Origin of the sequence: Streptomyces sp. NBC_01288 (assembly GCF_035982055.1) — a bacterium.
Lineage (GTDB): Bacteria > Actinomycetota > Actinomycetes > Streptomycetales > Streptomycetaceae > Streptomyces.
The window spans coordinates 374,811-391,532 of the sequence record NZ_CP108427.1; the positions used below are offsets into that span (position 1 = coordinate 374,811).

16 protein-coding genes and 1 pseudogene are annotated in these 16,722 nt (G+C 69.4%); 8 read left to right on the top strand and 9 right to left on the bottom strand.

Translation table 11 applies throughout. From position 1 onward, the window contains the following. Positions 1–54: 54 nt before the first annotated feature. The 3 genes from OG194_RS01765 to OG194_RS01775 all read right to left on the bottom strand — a co-directional run bounded on the left by OG194_RS01765 (position 55) and on the right by OG194_RS01775 (position 2,595). Positions 55–1,140 carry an ABC transporter substrate-binding protein gene (locus OG194_RS01765; protein ID WP_327399000.1) on the bottom strand — a complete coding sequence of 362 codons (1,086 nt, stop codon included), beginning with the start codon at positions 1,138–1,140 and terminating at the stop codon, positions 55–57. 248 nt (positions 1,141–1,388) lie between these two features. Next, a complete protein-coding gene (locus tag OG194_RS01770) occupies positions 1,389–1,544 on the bottom strand; it encodes a hypothetical protein (protein WP_327399001.1) in 156 nt (51 codons plus the stop codon). A gap of 472 nt (positions 1,545–2,016) precedes the next feature. Further along, positions 2,017–2,595: a TetR/AcrR family transcriptional regulator gene (locus OG194_RS01775; RefSeq protein WP_327399002.1), complete on the bottom strand. Its 579-nt coding sequence runs from the start codon at positions 2,593–2,595 to the stop codon at positions 2,017–2,019. Between the two features lie 169 nt (positions 2,596–2,764). Here OG194_RS01775 and OG194_RS01780 point away from each other — a divergent pair, with 169 nt between their 5' ends. From OG194_RS01780 to OG194_RS01790, 3 genes and pseudogenes are all read left to right on the top strand, one after another. Further along, positions 2,765–3,355, top strand: a complete 591-nt coding sequence (locus OG194_RS01780) for a DUF2218 domain-containing protein (RefSeq protein ID WP_327399003.1) — start codon at positions 2,765–2,767, stop codon at positions 3,353–3,355. Between the two features lie 107 nt (positions 3,356–3,462). Then, positions 3,463–4,641: a permease gene (locus OG194_RS01785; RefSeq protein WP_327399004.1), complete on the top strand. Its 1,179-nt coding sequence runs from the start codon at positions 3,463–3,465 to the stop codon at positions 4,639–4,641. Between the two features lie 224 nt (positions 4,642–4,865). After that, positions 4,866–5,438 (top strand): annotated as a pseudogene (locus tag OG194_RS01790) (FAD-dependent oxidoreductase); the annotation flags it as partial. Between the two features lie 75 nt (positions 5,439–5,513). Here OG194_RS01790 and OG194_RS01795 read toward each other — a convergent pair. Further along, a complete protein-coding gene (locus tag OG194_RS01795; RefSeq protein ID WP_327399005.1) occupies positions 5,514–6,338 on the bottom strand; it encodes a phosphotransferase in 825 nt (274 codons plus the stop codon). A 152-nt stretch (positions 6,339–6,490) separates the two neighbouring features. On the opposite strand from OG194_RS01795, the gene OG194_RS01800 reads away from it, so the two are divergent. After that, entirely contained in the window at positions 6,491–7,372 is an 882-nt protein-coding gene (locus OG194_RS01800) for a hypothetical protein (RefSeq protein WP_327399006.1), read from the top strand. 135 nt (positions 7,373–7,507) lie between these two features. Continuing rightward, a complete protein-coding gene (locus OG194_RS01805; protein ID WP_327399007.1) occupies positions 7,508–8,284 on the top strand; it encodes an SDR family oxidoreductase in 777 nt (258 codons plus the stop codon). 61 nt (positions 8,285–8,345) lie between these two features. Here the strand turns inward: OG194_RS01805 and OG194_RS01810 are convergent, their stop codons facing one another. Beyond that, a complete protein-coding gene (locus OG194_RS01810; protein ID WP_327399008.1) occupies positions 8,346–9,212 on the bottom strand; it encodes a winged helix-turn-helix transcriptional regulator in 867 nt (288 codons plus the stop codon). 100 nt (positions 9,213–9,312) lie between these two features. Between OG194_RS01810 and eno the strand changes: the two genes are divergently transcribed. Further along, positions 9,313–10,596, top strand: a complete 1,284-nt coding sequence (gene eno, locus OG194_RS01815) for a phosphopyruvate hydratase (RefSeq protein WP_327399009.1) — start codon at positions 9,313–9,315, stop codon at positions 10,594–10,596. A gap of 94 nt (positions 10,597–10,690) precedes the next feature. Here the strand turns inward: eno and OG194_RS01820 are convergent, their stop codons facing one another. Further along, positions 10,691–10,987 carry a putative quinol monooxygenase gene (locus tag OG194_RS01820; protein ID WP_327399010.1) on the bottom strand — a complete coding sequence of 99 codons (297 nt, stop codon included), beginning with the start codon at positions 10,985–10,987 and terminating at the stop codon, positions 10,691–10,693. Positions 10,988–11,099: 112 nt separating this feature from the next. On the opposite strand from OG194_RS01820, the gene OG194_RS01825 reads away from it, so the two are divergent. After that, a complete protein-coding gene (locus OG194_RS01825) occupies positions 11,100–12,062 on the top strand; it encodes a GlxA family transcriptional regulator (protein WP_327399011.1) in 963 nt (320 codons plus the stop codon). Between the two features lie 12 nt (positions 12,063–12,074). Here OG194_RS01825 and OG194_RS01830 read toward each other — a convergent pair whose 3' ends face one another. The 3 genes from OG194_RS01830 to OG194_RS01840 all read right to left on the bottom strand — a co-directional run bounded on the left by OG194_RS01830 (position 12,075) and on the right by OG194_RS01840 (position 15,775). After that, positions 12,075–13,007: an NADP-dependent oxidoreductase gene (locus tag OG194_RS01830; protein WP_327399012.1), complete on the bottom strand. Its 933-nt coding sequence runs from the start codon at positions 13,005–13,007 to the stop codon at positions 12,075–12,077. Further along, positions 13,007–13,459: a MarR family winged helix-turn-helix transcriptional regulator gene (locus OG194_RS01835; protein ID WP_327399013.1), complete on the bottom strand. Its 453-nt coding sequence runs from the start codon at positions 13,457–13,459 to the stop codon at positions 13,007–13,009. Before OG194_RS01835 ends, OG194_RS01830 begins: the two co-directional genes overlap by 1 nt. A gap of 84 nt (positions 13,460–13,543) precedes the next feature. Then, positions 13,544–15,775: an MMPL family transporter gene (locus OG194_RS01840; protein WP_327399014.1), complete on the bottom strand. Its 2,232-nt coding sequence runs from the start codon at positions 15,773–15,775 to the stop codon at positions 13,544–13,546. Positions 15,776–15,974: 199 nt separating this feature from the next. On the opposite strand from OG194_RS01840, the gene OG194_RS01845 reads away from it, so the two are divergent. Then, complete coding sequence (locus OG194_RS01845) at positions 15,975–16,700, top strand: TetR/AcrR family transcriptional regulator (RefSeq protein ID WP_327399015.1); 726 nt, start codon at positions 15,975–15,977, stop codon at positions 16,698–16,700. Positions 16,701–16,722 lie beyond the last annotated feature (22 nt).

The following is a 16,722-nucleotide window of genomic DNA, read 5'->3' on the forward strand; positions in this document are numbered from 1 at the left end:
AGGGTCCCCGAGTCTATCCGCCACCTGTATGACCAGTGTGAACAGTGGGACCCGTCAGGCCCCCGGGTGCAGTCCCAGCCAGCCCGGCGTGGGATCGCCCTTCACCTCGCCGAAGTAGAGGGCGAAGGTCTGCTTCCAGCGCTCGACCGCCGCGCGGTCGGCCATGAAGGCGGGGAAGCCGTCGAGGTGCGCGTTCGGGTATTCCCAGATCGGCTTCAGTCCCGCCGGGAGCGTGGTGTCGGTCCGTACCGACCAGCCGTTGAAGGATGCCCGCTGCTGGGCGTCGGACAGCTGCCAGTTGAGGTAGAGCTTCGCGGCCGTCCGGTTCCTGGCCTGCTTGAGGATCGCCGCGCGCTGGCCCCAGGCCATGAACGGGTGGCCGTCGGGAACGACCCACTTCACAGGAGACGTCCAGGCCAGCGTGCCCGCCGTGGCGAGGCCGATCTGCTTCTCCCCACCGAAGACCGCGCCGATCGGGGAATCGGCGCCCCGGGCGAACCGCACGTCCTGCCCTGCCAGCGCTGCCGCCCACTCCCAGCCGTACCGCTGCACGTACAGCGAGTAGAGGTACAGGACCGCGTCGTCGTCGTGCGGGAAGGGCGAGGCGATCTTGCCCTTCCACTTCGGGTCGATGAGTTCGAGCGGGGACTTGGGAGCATCCGCACCGACCGCGGCGACGTCGTACAGGAAGCTGAAGCCCACCGCGGCGATCGCGACCCAGGCGCCCTGCGGGTCCTTGAAGCCGTCGTGGACCTTCGAGAACCCGGCCGGCCTGTAGGGCAGCAGACGGCCTTGCTCCTTCCACCGCGTGAAGTCCTGCACGGTCTGGAGCTGTACGACGTCGGGGACCAGGGTGCCGGTCGCGAACTGGTTGTCCACGCGCACGTCGTGGTACTTGCTGTAGTCGACGATCAGCGTCAGATCGATCGCGGGGAAACGCTTCTTGAAGGCCGTTTTGGTGGCGTCCTGCTGGGTCGGCGTATCACCACCGGCGTAGATCACGAGCTTGCCTCCGTCCGCGAGGGCGGCCCGGTACAGCTCGTCGAGCGTCCGGGTCTCCTCGGCTCCGGAACCACTCCGGGAGGACCGTCCGGCGGGGGCAGCCGCGGCGGGTGTGGCTGCGGCACCGAGCACACTCATCCCGAGGGCGGCACCGGCTCCACCGGCAAGGACACGTCGTCTACTGAGAAAGCTGGACACTCTGTGGGCCTCTCTGAGGGGGGCGTGAAGCCATGAGCCGCGTGGGCGGAAGCCCGGCGCCATGGTCATTCGTGATTCTTCAGCCGCCCGGGGGCCGTTCGCGTCGTCCGTACGGAGCGAGGGGTGTGCGCGAGGTTGAAGTCGTGTTCAACCGATCGGTTGAACGCGATGGTGCCGATCCCCTTCGCTCAGTCGGGCGGCACGGCCCGCACCGTGTCGCCGACCATCCCTACCTGATCCTCCGTCAGGAGACGGACGTCCCAGAGCAGTTCAGGCGCATCGGCCGTCGCCGGGTTCCGGGGCAGGGTGCCGTCAGAGAGGTCGACACCGGTGACGACGGACAAGGTCTCGGCGGGGACAGCCAGTACGGTCGCGAAGTTGACGAGCAGGTGCCGATCATGCGCAGGAGCACACCACCAGGCCCCCGCTCGAACCGTGCGTACACCCGCAATGCCGGTACCGGCTGTGTGCGTTCTTCCTGGGGCAGTGACCGGACGAGTCGGCGCGACCGGCGCCTGCGCTCCGGTGGCAGACCCATGGCGTCCCGCACCAGGCCAGGAAGCATGACACCCGCCCTCGCGTCCAGGGGAGCCAACTCGTCCGGTCTCGCCGCCTCGACGACCACGCACACGTCCGCGGCGTGCAGGTGCAACGCGGGCGCGAGCCTCCGGAGCAGCGACATGCGGGGCACCGCGCCGTCGAGCACCGCCCGGAGTTCGGGTTCCGGGAGACCCGCCGACGTCGACAGGTCAGCGAGGTCCAGTTGCCGGTGTCTCGCCAACCGCGCCAACAGCACGCCGAAACCCGGGAGTTCCGTCATTCCGGCGTCGGGCGCAGACCCGTGACCGTGACCGTGACGAGTCGTCGTACCGCCGCTTTGGAGGGCAGGACGCCGGCTGCGGCGAGGGCGTGGAGGCAGTAGATGGCGAGTTCGTCCGGGGAGACGTCGGCGCGGATGTCGCCGGCCCGGGCGCCCTCGGCCAGGAGTTCGCGGAGGAAGCGGTGGAGGTGCTGTTCGGCGCCGACGACGTGCTCGCCCTGGTGCAGCAGCGCGCCGAGTTCGGGGCCGTGGCCGTGGCGCCGCTGCTGGATGAAGGCGTAGGCCTCAAGGACCGCGCTCAGCCGCTCACCCGCGCTGCCGGGGCCGTCCCGGAGTTCGGCGAGTTCCTTGAGGTGCCCGGTGATCTGCTGCTCGTGCCATGCCGTCATGATCGACTCGACGTCCGGGAAGTACTTGTACAGCGTGGCCCGGCCGATCCCGCTCTCCTCGGCGATCCTCGACATCGTCACCGAGCGCAGCCCACGCTCGGTGACCAGCACCGCCGTGGTCTCCAACACCGTGTCGCGTACGGCGCGACGGTGTTCCTCGATGGTCTCGTTCCAGAGCTTCGGCACAGCCTCAGCATACGTCTCGCCGCCTTCGAGACACCATGCATTGACAGCGACACAGTGTCTCGATAAAGCTCAGGGTGGCAAACGGCTGCGGGTCCTCCCGTCCGCGCAGTCACCCTCTCCCGTGCCCGAACCCCCGTCCCGGACCTGACCGAACCGAGGAACCGAACCCATGCCCACCGCCGAAGCACGCATCCCCACCGACCGCCCCAGCCGCTACCTCGTACAGCTCTGCAAGCACTTCGCCAACAAGGGCCGCCATCTGACCCATCGCCCACGCGCCCACACACTCCCGGAGCTTCGGCCCGACCAGATCGAGGTCGAGTGGACGGACAGCGACGGGACGCTCCGCCTGCCGTGGGGGCAGTGCACCCTCCAAGCGCTCCCCGGCACGCTGCGCGTGCACGTCGAGGCCGACGACCAGGAGAACCTGGAACGGCTTCAGGATCTCGTCGGCACACACATCGGCAGGTTCAGCAGGCGCGATCCGTTGCGGGTGGAGTGGCGGCCCTCCGAGTCGGCCGTCGACGCGCCCGGCGAGGGAGCGGTTCCGCCGCACCAACGACCCGGCGGCCGGACCCGGTTCATCGTCATCGGCGTGGCGGCCGTCGCCGTAGCCCTGCATCTCGCGCTCGGCGGAACCGTCCTGGCCCACACGCCATGGACCGGCTGGGTCGCGGGATTTCTGGTGACGGTCGTCGTGGTGAAGGCCGCTCTCGTGGGCGGCCTCGCCCTACGGCGCCACAGGAGCCGTATCGGATAGACCGCACCAGCACCCGACCGACACCCGCCGGACAGGCCCCGTCGCGCGCACTTGATACCCCCTAGGGGTATAGTCCTGCCAGACGTACACCGGAGAGGGGCGGGTTCATGGGAGCGATCGGGCACGCGTTGTCCATTGCCGGTTCGATGACCTGGGAGGTCACCTGGGCGCTGGTCCTCGGGTTCACGCTCTCCGCCGTCGTGCAGGCGGTGGTGCGTCGGTCGACGGTCGTACGCCTGCTCGGTGACGACCGGCCGCGCACGCTCGCCCTGTCCGCCGGGCTCGGCGCGGCCTCGTCGTCCTGCTCGTACGCGGCCGTCGCGCTCGCCCGTTCCCTGTTCCGCAAGGGCGCGAACTTCACCGCGGCCATGGCCTTCGAAATCGCCTCCACCAATCTCGTCGTCGAACTCGGCGTGATCCTGGCCCTGTTGATGGGCTGGCAGTTCACCGCCGCGGAGTTCGTCGGCGGACCGATCATGATCGTCGTCCTCGCGGTGCTGTTCCGGCTCTTCCTGCGGCAGCGTCTGCTGGACCGGGCGCGGGAGCAGGCGGAGCGCGGGCTGGCGGGCTCCATGGAGGGGCACGCGGCGATGGACATGTCGATCGGGGGCGAGGGGAGTTTCGTCCGTCGGCTGTTCTCGCGGGACGGGTTCACGTCCGTCGCGCACATCTTCGTGATGGAGTGGGCCGCGATCCTGCGCGACCTGGTGGCCGGACTGCTGATCGCGGGCGCGATCGCCGCCTGGGTGCCGGACAGCTTCTGGCACACGTTCTTCCTCGCGGACCATCCCCTCGCCGCGAAGCTGGTCGGACCGCTCGTCGGCCCGCTGGTCGCCATCGCGACCTTCGTCTGCTCGATCGGCAACGTGCCCCTCGCGGTGGTGCTCTGGAAGGGCGGCATCAGCTTCGGCGGGGTGATCGCCTTCATCTACGCCGACCTGCTGATCCTGCCGATCCTGAACATCTACCGGAAGTACTACGGCGCCCGGATGGCCGGCTTCCTGCTGGTCACCTTCTTCGCCGCGATGGCCGTCGCCGGGTACATCGTCGAGTTCGCCTTCGGCGGCCTGGGGCTCATCCCGGACCAGGCCGACGCCAAGATCCCCGACGACGGGATCACCTGGAACTACACGACCTGGCTCAACATCGTCTTCCTGCTGCTGGCCGCGAGTCTGGTCGTACGGTTCCTGCGCAGCGGCGGTCCGGCCATGCTGCGGATGATGGGCGGCTCACCGGACCACGGCGAGCAGGAACACGCGCACGAGCACCACGACCACCACCACTAGGTCGTGTCCGACACCGGGGCCTGTCCGGCCGTACGCGCCGTGGAGCAGCCTGATCCGACCCGGCTCGGCCAGCCCTAGCCCAGGGTCGCGATACCCGCCAGGAAGCTGTCGACCCCGGCGAGGAACTGCTCGCGGTCGTCGTGCTCGCACAGATTCGTCGCCGCCGCGTGCACGTAGGGGTACCGGCCGGGGTCCCGCTGCGCCCACTGTGCGGCGACGGCGACGAGACGTTCCTGTTCGACGCCGACAGCCGTCATCCCGCAGCGGCGGAAGCGGTCGGTGCCGGATCACTGTTCGCGCCGGCACCAGGCAAGGGGCTGCCGGCCCATCGCGAGGGCGGCGGAACCCTGCGCACCTACGCGCAGTTGAGGAAGCCCGAGGACTGGCTCGCCGACGTCTGCACCACCGATGCGGCAACCCTGACCGCCGAGGTCGCGAAGGAGTACGACGGCTGGGCCTCCGAACTCACCGCCCTGATCGCCGACAGCGACACCCCGCCGGTCCTGCGCCGCATCTTCACACTGCCGGCCGGGCACCGCTGGGTGCGGATACCGGGGGTGACGCTGCTCGGAGACGCGGCCCACCTCAGGGCACCCAACGGTGGAGGCGCCAACCTGGCCATGTTGGACGGCACCGAACTCGGCCAGGCCCTCGCCGCACACCCCCATGACATGGAGTCGGCGCTCGACGGGCACGAGCGGAGCCTGTTCGCCCGGGCCGCCGCCGTAGAAGCGAACGACGACGACGCGCCCCACAGCATGCTTGCCCTGACGACCGGGGCCGAGCGCGACGCATGACGCATGACGCATGCCTCACAGCACCGTGAAGCTCGCCTACAGGCCGCCCACTTCGGCCTCGCCGAACCAGCCGCCCTACGGTCCGACGACGAGCCGTGACCAGACCTCGGCACGGTCACGGATGTGGTCGATGTCCCGTACGTACAGGGCGAGATGCCCCTCCGCGATGTGCCGCTGGAAGTTCTCGTCACCGGCCGCGGCCGCTTCTTGCATGAAGTCCGCGAGGGACTCCAGCCGGGGTGCGGCCATGTCCATCGCCGACTGCCGTTCCTGGCGGGTGCAGCCGTACGCGTCGAGGAAGTCCCGGGCGCGGTAGGCCTGTTGCTCGGTCGTGCCCCAGCCGTCGTGGTTGTCGGGGTGGGTGAGCGGGGCGTAGCGGTAGAGGGCGTAGGCGAGGTCCCAGGCGCGGGGGCCGGGGTGGGCGGCGTCGAAGTCGATGAGCCCTACGGCCCTTTCGCCGGTGAAGACGCAGTTGTACGGGGCGAAGTCGCCGTGACAGATCACCTCGACCGGCGCGAGCGCGTCGAACTGCCAGTCGCCGCCCGGGTGTTGGGCGAGGTCGGTGGTCGCGTCGTGATAGCGGCGCAGGAGGCGGGCCGAGGTGGTGAGGGCCTGGCTGCCGCGGATCGCGTCGGGCAGAGGGTAGTTGCCGACGTCGCCCGCCAGGTAGGTCAGGATCAACCGGCCCTGTTCATCGGTGCCGTGCGCGGCGGGAGCACCTTCGAAGCCCTGGCGTTCGAGGTGGTCCAGCAACCGCCGCACGGCGGGGGTCCAGGGCATGACCGGCTTCCGTACGGTCTCACCGACACGGAAGACGCGTGCGGTGCCGCCGCCGGTCAACTCCTGCTCGTCCGCCTCCACATCCCCTTCGTCGGAGTACGGGCGGGGGTCGGCGGACATGTGGATCTCCTCGTGTACCGGCGAAGGCGGATTGTCGATCAAGTAGCTTACGTGGGCGGCCTGTTACCGTGCTGCGGTCGAAAAAAAGGGGGGATGCGATGTCGGCGGCCGTAGAGATGGAGAGGGTGTGGGCACCGTCTGTCTTCGATCTCTTGGCAGGGCGACGTCCTCTGTGGTGGACCGTCGGCCCGGCAGGGGAACTCGCCGTTCTGCTCGTTCATCGGAAGTACCTGCACCGGATCCACTACATCAAGGGCTGGGTGGGATGGGGCCCGCAGCTGCCGTTCGACGGGGTGTTGGTGATGCGGCGCGCCGACGGATCAGTTCGACGCCGACCGATCAAGGACGTGCGGGTGTGGCCCAGTCACATCGCCCTTCTCCCGGACTCCCGGCTCCTCGTCGCGGGCGGTCGCACGCGCAAGGAGGACACGGGTTCGTGGAGGCCGAACGCCGCCGTGTTCTCCCTGACGAGCGGCGAACAGCAGGACTCCTTCTGCATCGGCGACGACATCCCGGCCTTGGTGACCGACCACTACGGATCGATCTGGACGGCCCACGGTGACGAAGGCATCTACGGAGGGCATCCGGAGTCGGGGGCCGGGCTCGCCGGATGGAGTGGCGCGGGGGAAGCGATCTGGGCCCCTGAAGGCCGCCTCCCCGACAGACCTTTGCATGGTTGCACCGCCGCCACCGAGGGCGACCGGGTGTGGCTGATCTGGTACTCCGGCACCCGTCGCGGCGGCACGTTCCTCACGCGGATCACCCCCTCCACGGGCGAGGTGACCAGCTGGCCCAGCCCTGTCCCCCAACCGGACGGATTCGCCGTACGCGGCGATCGGGCGGTCCTGACCAAACGCGACCACAACGAGCCGACGACCGAAGTCGTCCGGGCCGAGCTGCTCGGCGACACCTGGACCGTGATCGAACGGCACAAGACCCGAGTGCCAGGGCGGGTTGTCCTGCGCTGCGGTCAAGGGCGCGACGGCTCTCTGTGGCTTCGCGCCGGCGACACCTGGCTTCGCATCGAGGCCTGAACCACCGCGCCGAACGGAACCTCGCGCGTGTCGAGAGCTGGTCGACGGGGACGTCCGACAGCTGCTTCCGCGCACAAACAGCCCTGCACGAAAGGCAGTTGCCGATCCCATCCCGGCCGTGAACGATCTCCGACCATGAGGACGAACCCCGCCCACTCCCCTCCCCGCCCGCTCGCCCTGATCACCGGAGCAGGGCGAACCGTCGGCATCGGCGCGGGTATCGCACGTCAGCTCGCGGCCTCCGGCTGGGACATCGCCCTCACCTACTGGACTCCCTACGACGAACGCATGGCCTGGGGACCCGAGGCCGGCGCGACCTCCGCCATCACCGACACCCTCACTCAACAGGGCGCCGCCACCACGGCAGTTGAGGCGGACCTCGCCGACCCGGACGCCCCGGCCCGTGTCTTCGACGAGGTCGAGCGCGAACTGGGCGGTGTCACGGCCCTGGTGATGTGCCACTGCGAGTCCGTCGACTCCGGCCTGCTCGACACCACCGTCGAGAGCTTCGACCGGCACTTCGCGGTCAACACCCGCGCCACCTGGCTGCTGATCCGCGAGTACGGCCGACGGTTCGCCGCCGCGCCGGGCAGCGGCCGGATCATCGCCCTCACCAGCGATCACACCGTGAACAATCTCCCGTACGGCGCCAGCAAGGGCGCCCTGGACCGCATCACCCTGGCCGCCGCGCACGAACTCGCCCACCTCGGCATCACCGCCAATGTCATCAACCCCGGGCCGGTGGACACCGGTTGGATGACCGACGAGGGCCGCGCGCACGTGCTCCGGCAGACGCCGCTCAACCGCCTCGGTACCCCGCAGGACACCGCCCACCTCGTCGACTTCCTCTGCTCACCGCAGGGCCAGTGGATCAACGGCCAACTCCTCATGAGCAACGGCGGGTTCGCATAGAACCCGGGCGGCCGACCCCGCGAGGGTCCCAAACAGCCACCCCCTTATGGAGACACCCACCTCACGCCGCACGTGCGCAATCCTCTGCCAGCCGCAGGCTCCGCGTGACGGCGTGCGGGATGTCGTCGACCGGGAACATCGCGTGTCGTACGGTCCGTTCGGCGTCGACGATCAGGATCAGGCGTTTGTGGCGCAGGCGGCCGGCGCCTCGGAAGGTCGGGAGTCGTAGGGCCGCGCCCAGTTGGTGGTGGGCGTCGGACAGGAGCGGATACGGGATCTCCTCGATGCGAGCGAACTCCGCTTGCTCATAAGTGAGTTGGGTGCTGACGCCGCGTACGTCCACGCCCGCCCGGCGGAAGTCGGGCCAGGCGTCGCGGAAGAGGCGGTTCTCCAGGGTGCAGCCCGCGACTCCCGGGATCCGCTCGTCCCAGTCGACTCCCGTGCCGGGGTAGGTGAACAGCACGGTCGCGGTGGCGTCCGGCGAGATCACGGGCAGGTCGGTGCCCTGTGTGCCCGGGAGTTGGAGGTCTTCGGGCACGCGGGTGCCGACCAGGGCGTCCATACGGGCATGCTCGGCGCCGTCGGCGTCGGCCGTGGCGGTGAGGCTTCCGTTGCCGAGCACCCATCGGTCACCCCAGTCCTGCATGCCGACGAGCAGCGGGAGCAGCGCGACCCCCGCATCGGTAAGTACGTACTCGTAGCGCACCGGACGTCGCTGATAGAGCTTGCGGTGCAGCACCCCGTTCGCGACGAGTCGGCCCAGCCGCTCGGTGAGGACGTTGCGGGACAGGCCGATCTCGGCGGCCAGCGCGTCGAAGCGGACGTGGCCGCGGGCGATCTCCCGCAGGATCAGAACGTTCCACCAGTCCCCCAGGACCACGGCGGCCTGGGCGATGCCGCAGGTCTCGTCGGCGTTGTGCTTCCTCATGCACCCATAGTAAGTTCCTTTTCAGGACTCACTTTGTTTCTAGTCGGAACTTACCGCCCGCCGATGTCCGAGACGCGGGCCCTGCGCGAGGAGTTGCACCGTGACCGCCATCAGCCGGGTCGTCGCACGGGAGATCATCGACAGTCGGGGCAATCCGACCGTCGAGGTGGACGTGGAACTCAAGGACGGCTCGCTCGGCCGGGCCGCCGTACCGTCGGGCGCCTCCACCGGCGCCCGGGAAGCGGTCGAACTGCGTGACGGCGACCCAACCCGCTTTCACGGCAAGGGAGTTCGGCGCGCCGTCGACGCCGTCAACGAGAGCATCGCGGACGCCGTGATCGGACTCGACGCCGAGAACCAGGCCGCCGTGGACCGGACCATGATCGAACTGGACGGTACGGACAGCAAGTCGCGGCTCGGCGCCAACGCCCTGCTCGGCGTCTCCCTGGCCACCGCCAAGGCGGCCGCGGCCGCCCACCGGCTCCCCCTGTACCGCTACATCGGCGGCGTCGACGCCCGCTTGCTGCCGGTGCCGATGATGAACATCGTCAACGGCGGTGCCCACGCCGACAATCCGCTCGACTTCCAGGAGTTCATGATCGCGCCCATCGGCGCGGCCACCTTCACCGAGGCCGTCCGAATGGGCTCCGAGGTCTTCCACACCCTGCGCCGCGACCTGATCGCCGCCGGCCACAGCGCGAACGTCGGCGACGAGGGCGGCTTCGCCCCCGACCTGCGCACCGCCGACGAGGCCCTCGACTTCGTCGTCCACGCCATCGAGAAGACCGGTTACAAGCCCGGCACCGACATCACCCTCGTCATGGACCCGGCCACGTCCGAGTTCTTCCACGACGGCGTCTACGACTACAAGGGTGAGGGCGTCCGTCGTACGCCGGCCCAACACGCCGACTACTTGGCGGAGTTGGTCGACCGCTACCCCGTCGCGTCGATCGAGGACCCGATGGCCGAGGACGACCACGACGGCTGGCAGGCGCTCACCGCCCGGCTCGGCGAACGCTGCCAGCTGACCGGCGACGACGTGTTCTGCACCAACGAGGCGCTGTTGAGCGCCGGGATCCGGGACGGGATCGCCAACTCGATCCTGGTGAAGGTCAATCAGATCGGCACCCTCACCGAGACCCTGGCCACCGTCGCGACGGCCCACCGCGCCGGGTACACCGTCGTCATGTCCCACCGCTCCGGCGAGACCGAGGACACCACCATCGCCGATCTCGCCGTCGCCACCGGCTGCGGCCAGATCAAGACCGGTTCCCTGTCCCGCGCCGACCGCACCGCCAAGTACAACCAACTCATCCGTATCGAGGAGGACTTGGGCAACCAGGCACGGTACGCGGGGCGCGACGCCCTGGGACTGCGCCGCTGAACCCTCGACGTCGGAGGTCAGGTGGTGGGCTGCGCCTCGACGACGGCGAACACTCCGGCGGGAGTCACGTCGTCGCGGCGCGGGCCGGCTCCGATCAGGAGACCTTGCTCCCCAGCAGGTCGACCGGGGCGATCACCGGCGGCGCGCTGAGCTTCGTCTTCGCCGCCTCTCCCAACGCGGCGGCGATCCGGCCCGCCAGGTGCGCCTGGCGGCCCTGCTCGTCCTCGAAAGTGTCGAACACCCCGAAGGTGGTGGCGTTCTCACGGAACGCGAACCACGTCACCGTGTCCTCTTCCCGCTCGGCCAACTCCTGGGCACCGCGCAACATGGCCGCTACCTCGTCGGCGTACTCCGGCTTGGCCTCGATGCGTACCAACAGACCGACCTTCACTGTGACCACTCCTTGCGATCGAACCACCGGGCTCCCGGCGCACAACGAACGTATGGCGGCGCCTGGCGATCACATCAGCGGCAGAAACGACACGGTTGATACTGTTCCCGCCATGCGGGTAGCGGTCGTCGTCTACGACGGAGTGTTCGACTCGGGTCTCTCGGCCATCCTTGACGTGCTGAGCAACGCCAACGCGCTCGGCGGCCAGATCCACGAGTCCTCGCCCACCTGGAAGGTGACCCTGGTCGGCCCGGCGCCTCAGGTGCGGACAGGTGCCGGACTCCTCGTGGCGCCCGAGCCGCTCGATGTCGCCGATACCGCCGACCTCCTGGTCGTACCGGCACTCGGGGAGAGCGATCCCTCGGCGCTGCTCGACCATGTCGGCGGCGACGTGTCCCTGCCCGTCCGCGAGCTGATCGCCCGAACTCGCCATCGTGGTACGCCCATTGCCTCGGCGTGCGCGGGTACCTTCCTGCTGGCCGAGGCGGGCGTGCTGGACGGGCTGCGCGCCACGACGACCTGGTGGCTGTCGCCGGCGTTCCGGGGCCGGTATCCCAAGGTCCAGCTCGACCACAGCCGGATGGTCATCGGCTGCGAGGGCATCACCACCGCCGGCGCGGCCTTCGGCCATGTCGATCTCGCGCTGGCGATCGTCCGGGCCGGCAGCCCCGCGCTCGCCGACCTGGTCGCCCGCTACCTCGTGGTCGACGAACGCCCCTCGCAGGCCGCGTACACGATTCCCAGCGCGCTGGCCCAGAGCGATCCCACCGTCACGGCCTTCGAGGTCTGGACCCGTGAGCATCTGGCCGAGCCCCTCAGCATCCCCGAGGCGGCCAGGGCCATCGGCGTCAGCGAACGCACCCTGCAACGTGCCGTGCAGCGCACGGTCGGGTCGTCCCCGATCCGTTTCGTCCAGGACCTGCGGATCGAGCGCGCGTCACATCTCCTGCGCACCACCGGCCTCTCCCTGGAGACCATTGCCAGGAAGGTCGGCTACGAGCACCCCAACACGCTGCGGGTGCTCCTCCGCGAACGCACCGGGAAGACGACGTCGGCGCTGCGTGGCAGCAAGTGATGTCGGGCCGCTTCAGGGGATGAGCACGATCTTTCCGCGCGTGTGGCGCTGCTCCAGTTCGGCGAACGCCTCGCGGACGTCGTCGAGCGGGTAGGTCGCGGCGATCGGGATCTCGATACGGCCGGAGGCGACGAGGTCGGCCATCTCGGTGAGGACCTCGCGGGTGGAGGCGTCGGCGCTGCCTGCGCTCTTGGTGCCGAGTTCCTGTGCCTTCTGGAACGAGATGATCGTCTCGATCCGGTCCCTGGAAATACCTAGTTCTACGGCGAGTTGGACGTACTGGGGGCCGAAGAGGTCGATGAACGCGTCGATCCCGTCGGGTGCCGCCGCGGTGAGCGCACCGGCGAGCTGGTCGCCGTACGGCACCGGGGTCGCGCCGTGGGCGGTGAGCCAGTCGGCGTTGGCGGGCGAGGCGATGCCGAGGACGTGCGCGCCCCGTACGGCGAGGAGTTGGACGACGATGGTACCCACGCCCCCGGCGGCGGCCGAGACGGCGACGGTCTCACCGGGCTTGGGGGCCACCGCTTCGACGGCGGCCCACGCGGTGCAGCCGACGACGTAGAGGGCGCCGGCCACCTCCCAACTCAGGGCCTCCGGCTTGAGGATGAGCTGCGACACCGGCACGACGACGTGGGTGGCCTGGCTGGAGCGCTGCCAGGAGAAGCCGAGAACCTCGTCGCCGAGGCCGAAGTCGGTTACGCCCTCGCCGAGTTCGGTGACGACGCCGGCGAGGTCGCTCCCCTGGCCGGACGGGAAGGTCGCGGGGAACCGCTCGTGCATCGCGCCCGAACGGATGGCCGCCTCACCGGGGTTGATGGCGGCCGCCCGTACCTCCACGAGGACTTCCCCTGCGGCGGGTTGAGGCATCGACACCTCGACAACGCGGAGGACATCACGGTCGCCGTACTCGTCGAAGCGCACTGCTCGCGCTCGGGTGGTGCTCATCAGGTCTCCTTCGTCAGGGGTGTTGGGCTGGGTGGGGTGGTGGCGCGGAGCACGGCGAGCGCATTGGCCAGGTGGCCGAGTGCGGTGTCCGGGAGTGGGGCGGACAGCCGTGTCACGAGTTCGCGGTCGAACACGGGACCCGCCTCCGCCACCAACTCCCGCCCGGCCGCCGTCAGTTCGACGATCGAGGAGCGGCGGTCGGCGGGGTGGGGGCGCCGGGTGCAGTGGCCGAGCCTCTCCAGCCGGTCGACGGCCTGACTCGCGCCGCCGACCGTGATCGAGAGGGCGGCGGCTATGTCGTTCACCCGGCAGGAACCCTCGCGCTCCACGACGAGCATCACGTTCAGACCACCCAGGGTCACGTCGCACTCCTGCCTGAGCCGGGCGTCGATCCCGTTCCACAGGTCGGTCTCGAAGCGCACCAGGTCGTCGAAGAGCTGCCGCAGGTCCACGGGCGGGGTCCTTCCAACGAGATGCATTAGCTCTAATCATATTAGAGCTAATGCATCTCGTTGGCTACCGGTGGTCCCGCGTGATCAGACCTGCGTCGAGTCCTTCCCGTACGACGGCTCGGTGACAAGCTCCGGCGCGGGCACGGGACCGCCCTCGCTCAGACCGAACCGTGCGTGGAACCTGCGCAGGAAGCCGGGCGCGTACCAGGCCGCGCGGCCGAGCACGCGCATCGCGGCGGGGACGAGGATGCCGCGTACGGCGACGGCGTCGATGAGGATGGCCAACCCGCTGCCCAGGCCGAAGAGTTGCATGAAGCTGAGCTTGGCCGTCCCGAAGGCGAAGAAGCTCACCGCGAGCAGGCAGGCGGCCGCGGTGACGATGCGTCCCGTGTGGCCGAGGCCGTTGGTCACGGCGGACTTGTTGTCCTCGCCCAGGTCGTGGAGTTCCTTGATCCGGCTGGTGACGAAGACCTCGTAGTCCATCGAGAGGCCGAAGGCGATGCAGAACATCAGCACGGTCATGGAGACGTCCATGGGCTGTGGCGTGAAGCCGAGCACGGAGGAGAGGTGGCCGTCCTGGAAGATCCAGGTCATGACGCCGAGGGTCGCACCCAGGCTGACCATGTTGAGGAGCAGCGCGCGCAGCGGCTGGACGACGCTGCCGGTGAAGAGGAAGAGCAGGAGGAAGGTGGTGAGGGCGACCAGGGCGACGGCGAGCGGGAGCCGGCTGCCGACGGAGTGCTTGGAATCGACGAGTACGGCGTCGACTCCGCCTACCAGAGGGTGCGTTCCGGCAGGTGCCGTGACCGCCCGCACGTCCTTGACCAGGCTCTGGGCCGCGTCGGACTTCGGTGTCAGGGTGCTCACGACGTTGAGCTGCTGAGCGTCGGGGCGGGCCAGGGCGGTGTTGCCGGGGGCGGTCGCCGCGGACTGCCCGTCGGCGTAGGTTCCCGTGCTGGTCTCGACGCGGACGACGCCCTTGAGCCCGGACAGTTCGGTCGCGTAGGACTCCAGCGGGGCCTTGCTCAGGGGCTTGTCGATGACGATGTGGAGGGCGGAGTCGTCGTTGCCGTCGAACTTCTCGCGCAGGACCGAGGAGACCTGGCGGCTCGTGGCGTTCTCGGGCAGGACGCGTTCGTCCGGGGTGCCGAAGGTGATGCCGAGGAGGGGGCTCGCCGCCACCAGCAGGACCGCGAGGACGGGCAGTGCGGTGAGCGCGGGCCGCTTCATGACGGTGGCGGCCAGCCGTCCCCACAGGGGTGCGCGGGTGGCGGGAGCCGTGCGGTTCGCCCAGGGCAGCCGACCGCCGTTGACCCGGTGGCCGAGGACGACGAACAGGGCCGGCATGACGAACAGGGTGCTGACGGCCGCGATGACGACGACCCCGACACCGGCGTAGCCGAACGAGCGCAGGAAGTACTGCGGGAACACCAGGAGTGCCGCGAGCGCGGCCGCCACTGTCGCGGCGGAGAAGGCGACCGTACGGCCCGCCGTACTCACCGTGCGCCGGACGGCGTCGTCCACGCTCGCCCCTGACGCGAGCTGCTCGCGGAACCGGCTGACCATCAGCAGGGCATAGTCGATGCCGAGGCCGAGGCCCAGCGCGGTGGTCAGGTTGATCGCGAAGACGGAGACGTCGGTGACGCTGCCGAGGACGTACAGCTCCGCGAACGTGCCCGCTATGGCGATGGTGCCGATCGCCAGCGGCAGCAGGGCCGCGACCATGCTGCCGAAGACGAGCAGGAGCAGTACGAGGGTCAGCGGCACGGCGATGGACTCGGCCAGGACGAGATCCTCGCCCGACTGGGTACCCATCCCGCTGGTCACGGCGGCGCCGCCGCCCGCCCGGACCGTGAGGGTCTTCTCGTACGGCCCGGTGTAGGCGTCGATGACGCTCTTGGTGTTCTCGTCCCGCTCGGTGTCGTTGCCCTTCACATGAGCGAGCACCATGGCGTCGCGACCGTCCTTGGAGCGGAGGTCCGAACTGCCCGTGTCCCAATAGGAGATGACGTTCTCAAGGTGCTGGTCCTTCTTCAGTTCGGCCACCAGGTCCCGGCCGCTCCGCCGCGCGTCCGGGGCGTCGACGCGCCCTTCGGAAGCACCGACCAGCAGGACCAGATTCGTCTCCCCGCCGAACTTCCGGTCGATGACCTTCGCGGCCCGGGAGGACTGGGAGGCCGGGTCGTCGTAGCCGCCGCCCTGGAGCTTGGCGAACGCGCCGGCGCCCAGGACGCCCATGAGAGCCACGGCTATGACGGCGACGACGAGTACCAGCCGGGAGCGGCGGATCACGAGTTCGGCTATGCGTTCAAACACGCCTGTTCTCCTTAGATATCCATACGTTTGATGTCCATACGGTGAAAGGGGCGCGAAACAGCCGGAGTTGATCAACGAGCCACTCTTCGTCGCCGAGCACGACGTTAGTGAGGAGCAAGAGGATTTGGCAGTGTTAGATTTTCCTCACACTTTGCAACACAGCGGCGCACGAGAGGAGTTGGCGTCGTACGGTCGCCGCATGGCCGTCGACGAACGCACCACCGCTCCACCCTCGCTGCGCGAACGGCGCCGGGCCGCCGCCACCCGGGAGATCGTGGACGCGGCCGAGCGCCACCTCACCGAACACGGGCCCGCCGCCCTGTCGTTGAGGGCGGTCGCCCGCAGCCTCGGCATGACCGTGCAGGCGCTCTACCACTACTTCCCGAGCCGGGACGCGCTCGTCACCACGCTCGTCACCAAGGCGTACGACGACCTGGCCGACGCCGTGCAGGCCGCCGTCGACACCCCGTCGGACGACCCGGATCTGCCCCGCCTGGTGATCGCGACCGAGGGCTACCGCCGCTGGGCCATCGCCCATCCCGAGCGCTTCCAACTCCTCTACGGCACACCCCTGCGGGACTACGTGGCCCCCACCGACGGCCCGACCACGCAGGCCTCGCGCCGGATGAGCGAGATCTTCGAGCGCGAGCTGTTCGAGGGGTTCAGCACGGAGCAGCTCGCCGCGGCCGACGTCCCCGTGCTCTCACCCTCGCTCCGGGCCTACTTGGAGCAACTGCCGCACTACGGCCAGGGGTACCTGCCCGCCCCCGCGACCGCTCTGCTGATGAGCGCGTGGGGACACCTGCACGGCCTCGTCGCCCTGGAGGTGTTCGGGCACACGTCCTTCCTCGGCGACCACCAGGCCGAGCTCTTCCGCATGGCCATGCGGAACCTGCTGGCGGACATCCACCGCAGGATCCCGTGACACGGTCCACTGGAGAACACCG

Excerpts from the sequence above, each read along its gene's own strand:
- OG194_RS01830 (WP_327399012.1), bottom strand. The coding sequence starts at position 13,007 with ATGAGCACCACCCGAGCGCGAGCAGTGCGCTTCGACGAGTACGGCGAC.
- OG194_RS01785 (WP_327399004.1), top strand. The coding sequence starts at position 3,463 with ATGGGAGCGATCGGGCACGCGTTGTCCATTGCCGGTTCGATGACCTGG.
- OG194_RS01805 (WP_327399007.1), top strand. The coding sequence starts at position 7,508 with ATGAGGACGAACCCCGCCCACTCCCCTCCCCGCCCGCTCGCCCTGATC.
- OG194_RS01810 (WP_327399008.1), bottom strand. The coding sequence starts at position 9,212 with ATGAGGAAGCACAACGCCGACGAGACCTGCGGCATCGCCCAGGCCGCC.
- OG194_RS01780 (WP_327399003.1), top strand. The coding sequence starts at position 2,765 with ATGCCCACCGCCGAAGCACGCATCCCCACCGACCGCCCCAGCCGCTAC.
- OG194_RS01765 (WP_327399000.1), bottom strand. The coding sequence starts at position 1,140 with ATGAGTGTGCTCGGTGCCGCAGCCACACCCGCCGCGGCTGCCCCCGCC.
- OG194_RS01795 (WP_327399005.1), bottom strand. The coding sequence starts at position 6,338 with ATGTCCGCCGACCCCCGCCCGTACTCCGACGAAGGGGATGTGGAGGCG.
- OG194_RS01825 (WP_327399011.1), top strand. The coding sequence starts at position 11,100 with ATGCGGGTAGCGGTCGTCGTCTACGACGGAGTGTTCGACTCGGGTCTC.
- OG194_RS01845 (WP_327399015.1), top strand. The coding sequence starts at position 15,975 with ATGGCCGTCGACGAACGCACCACCGCTCCACCCTCGCTGCGCGAACGG.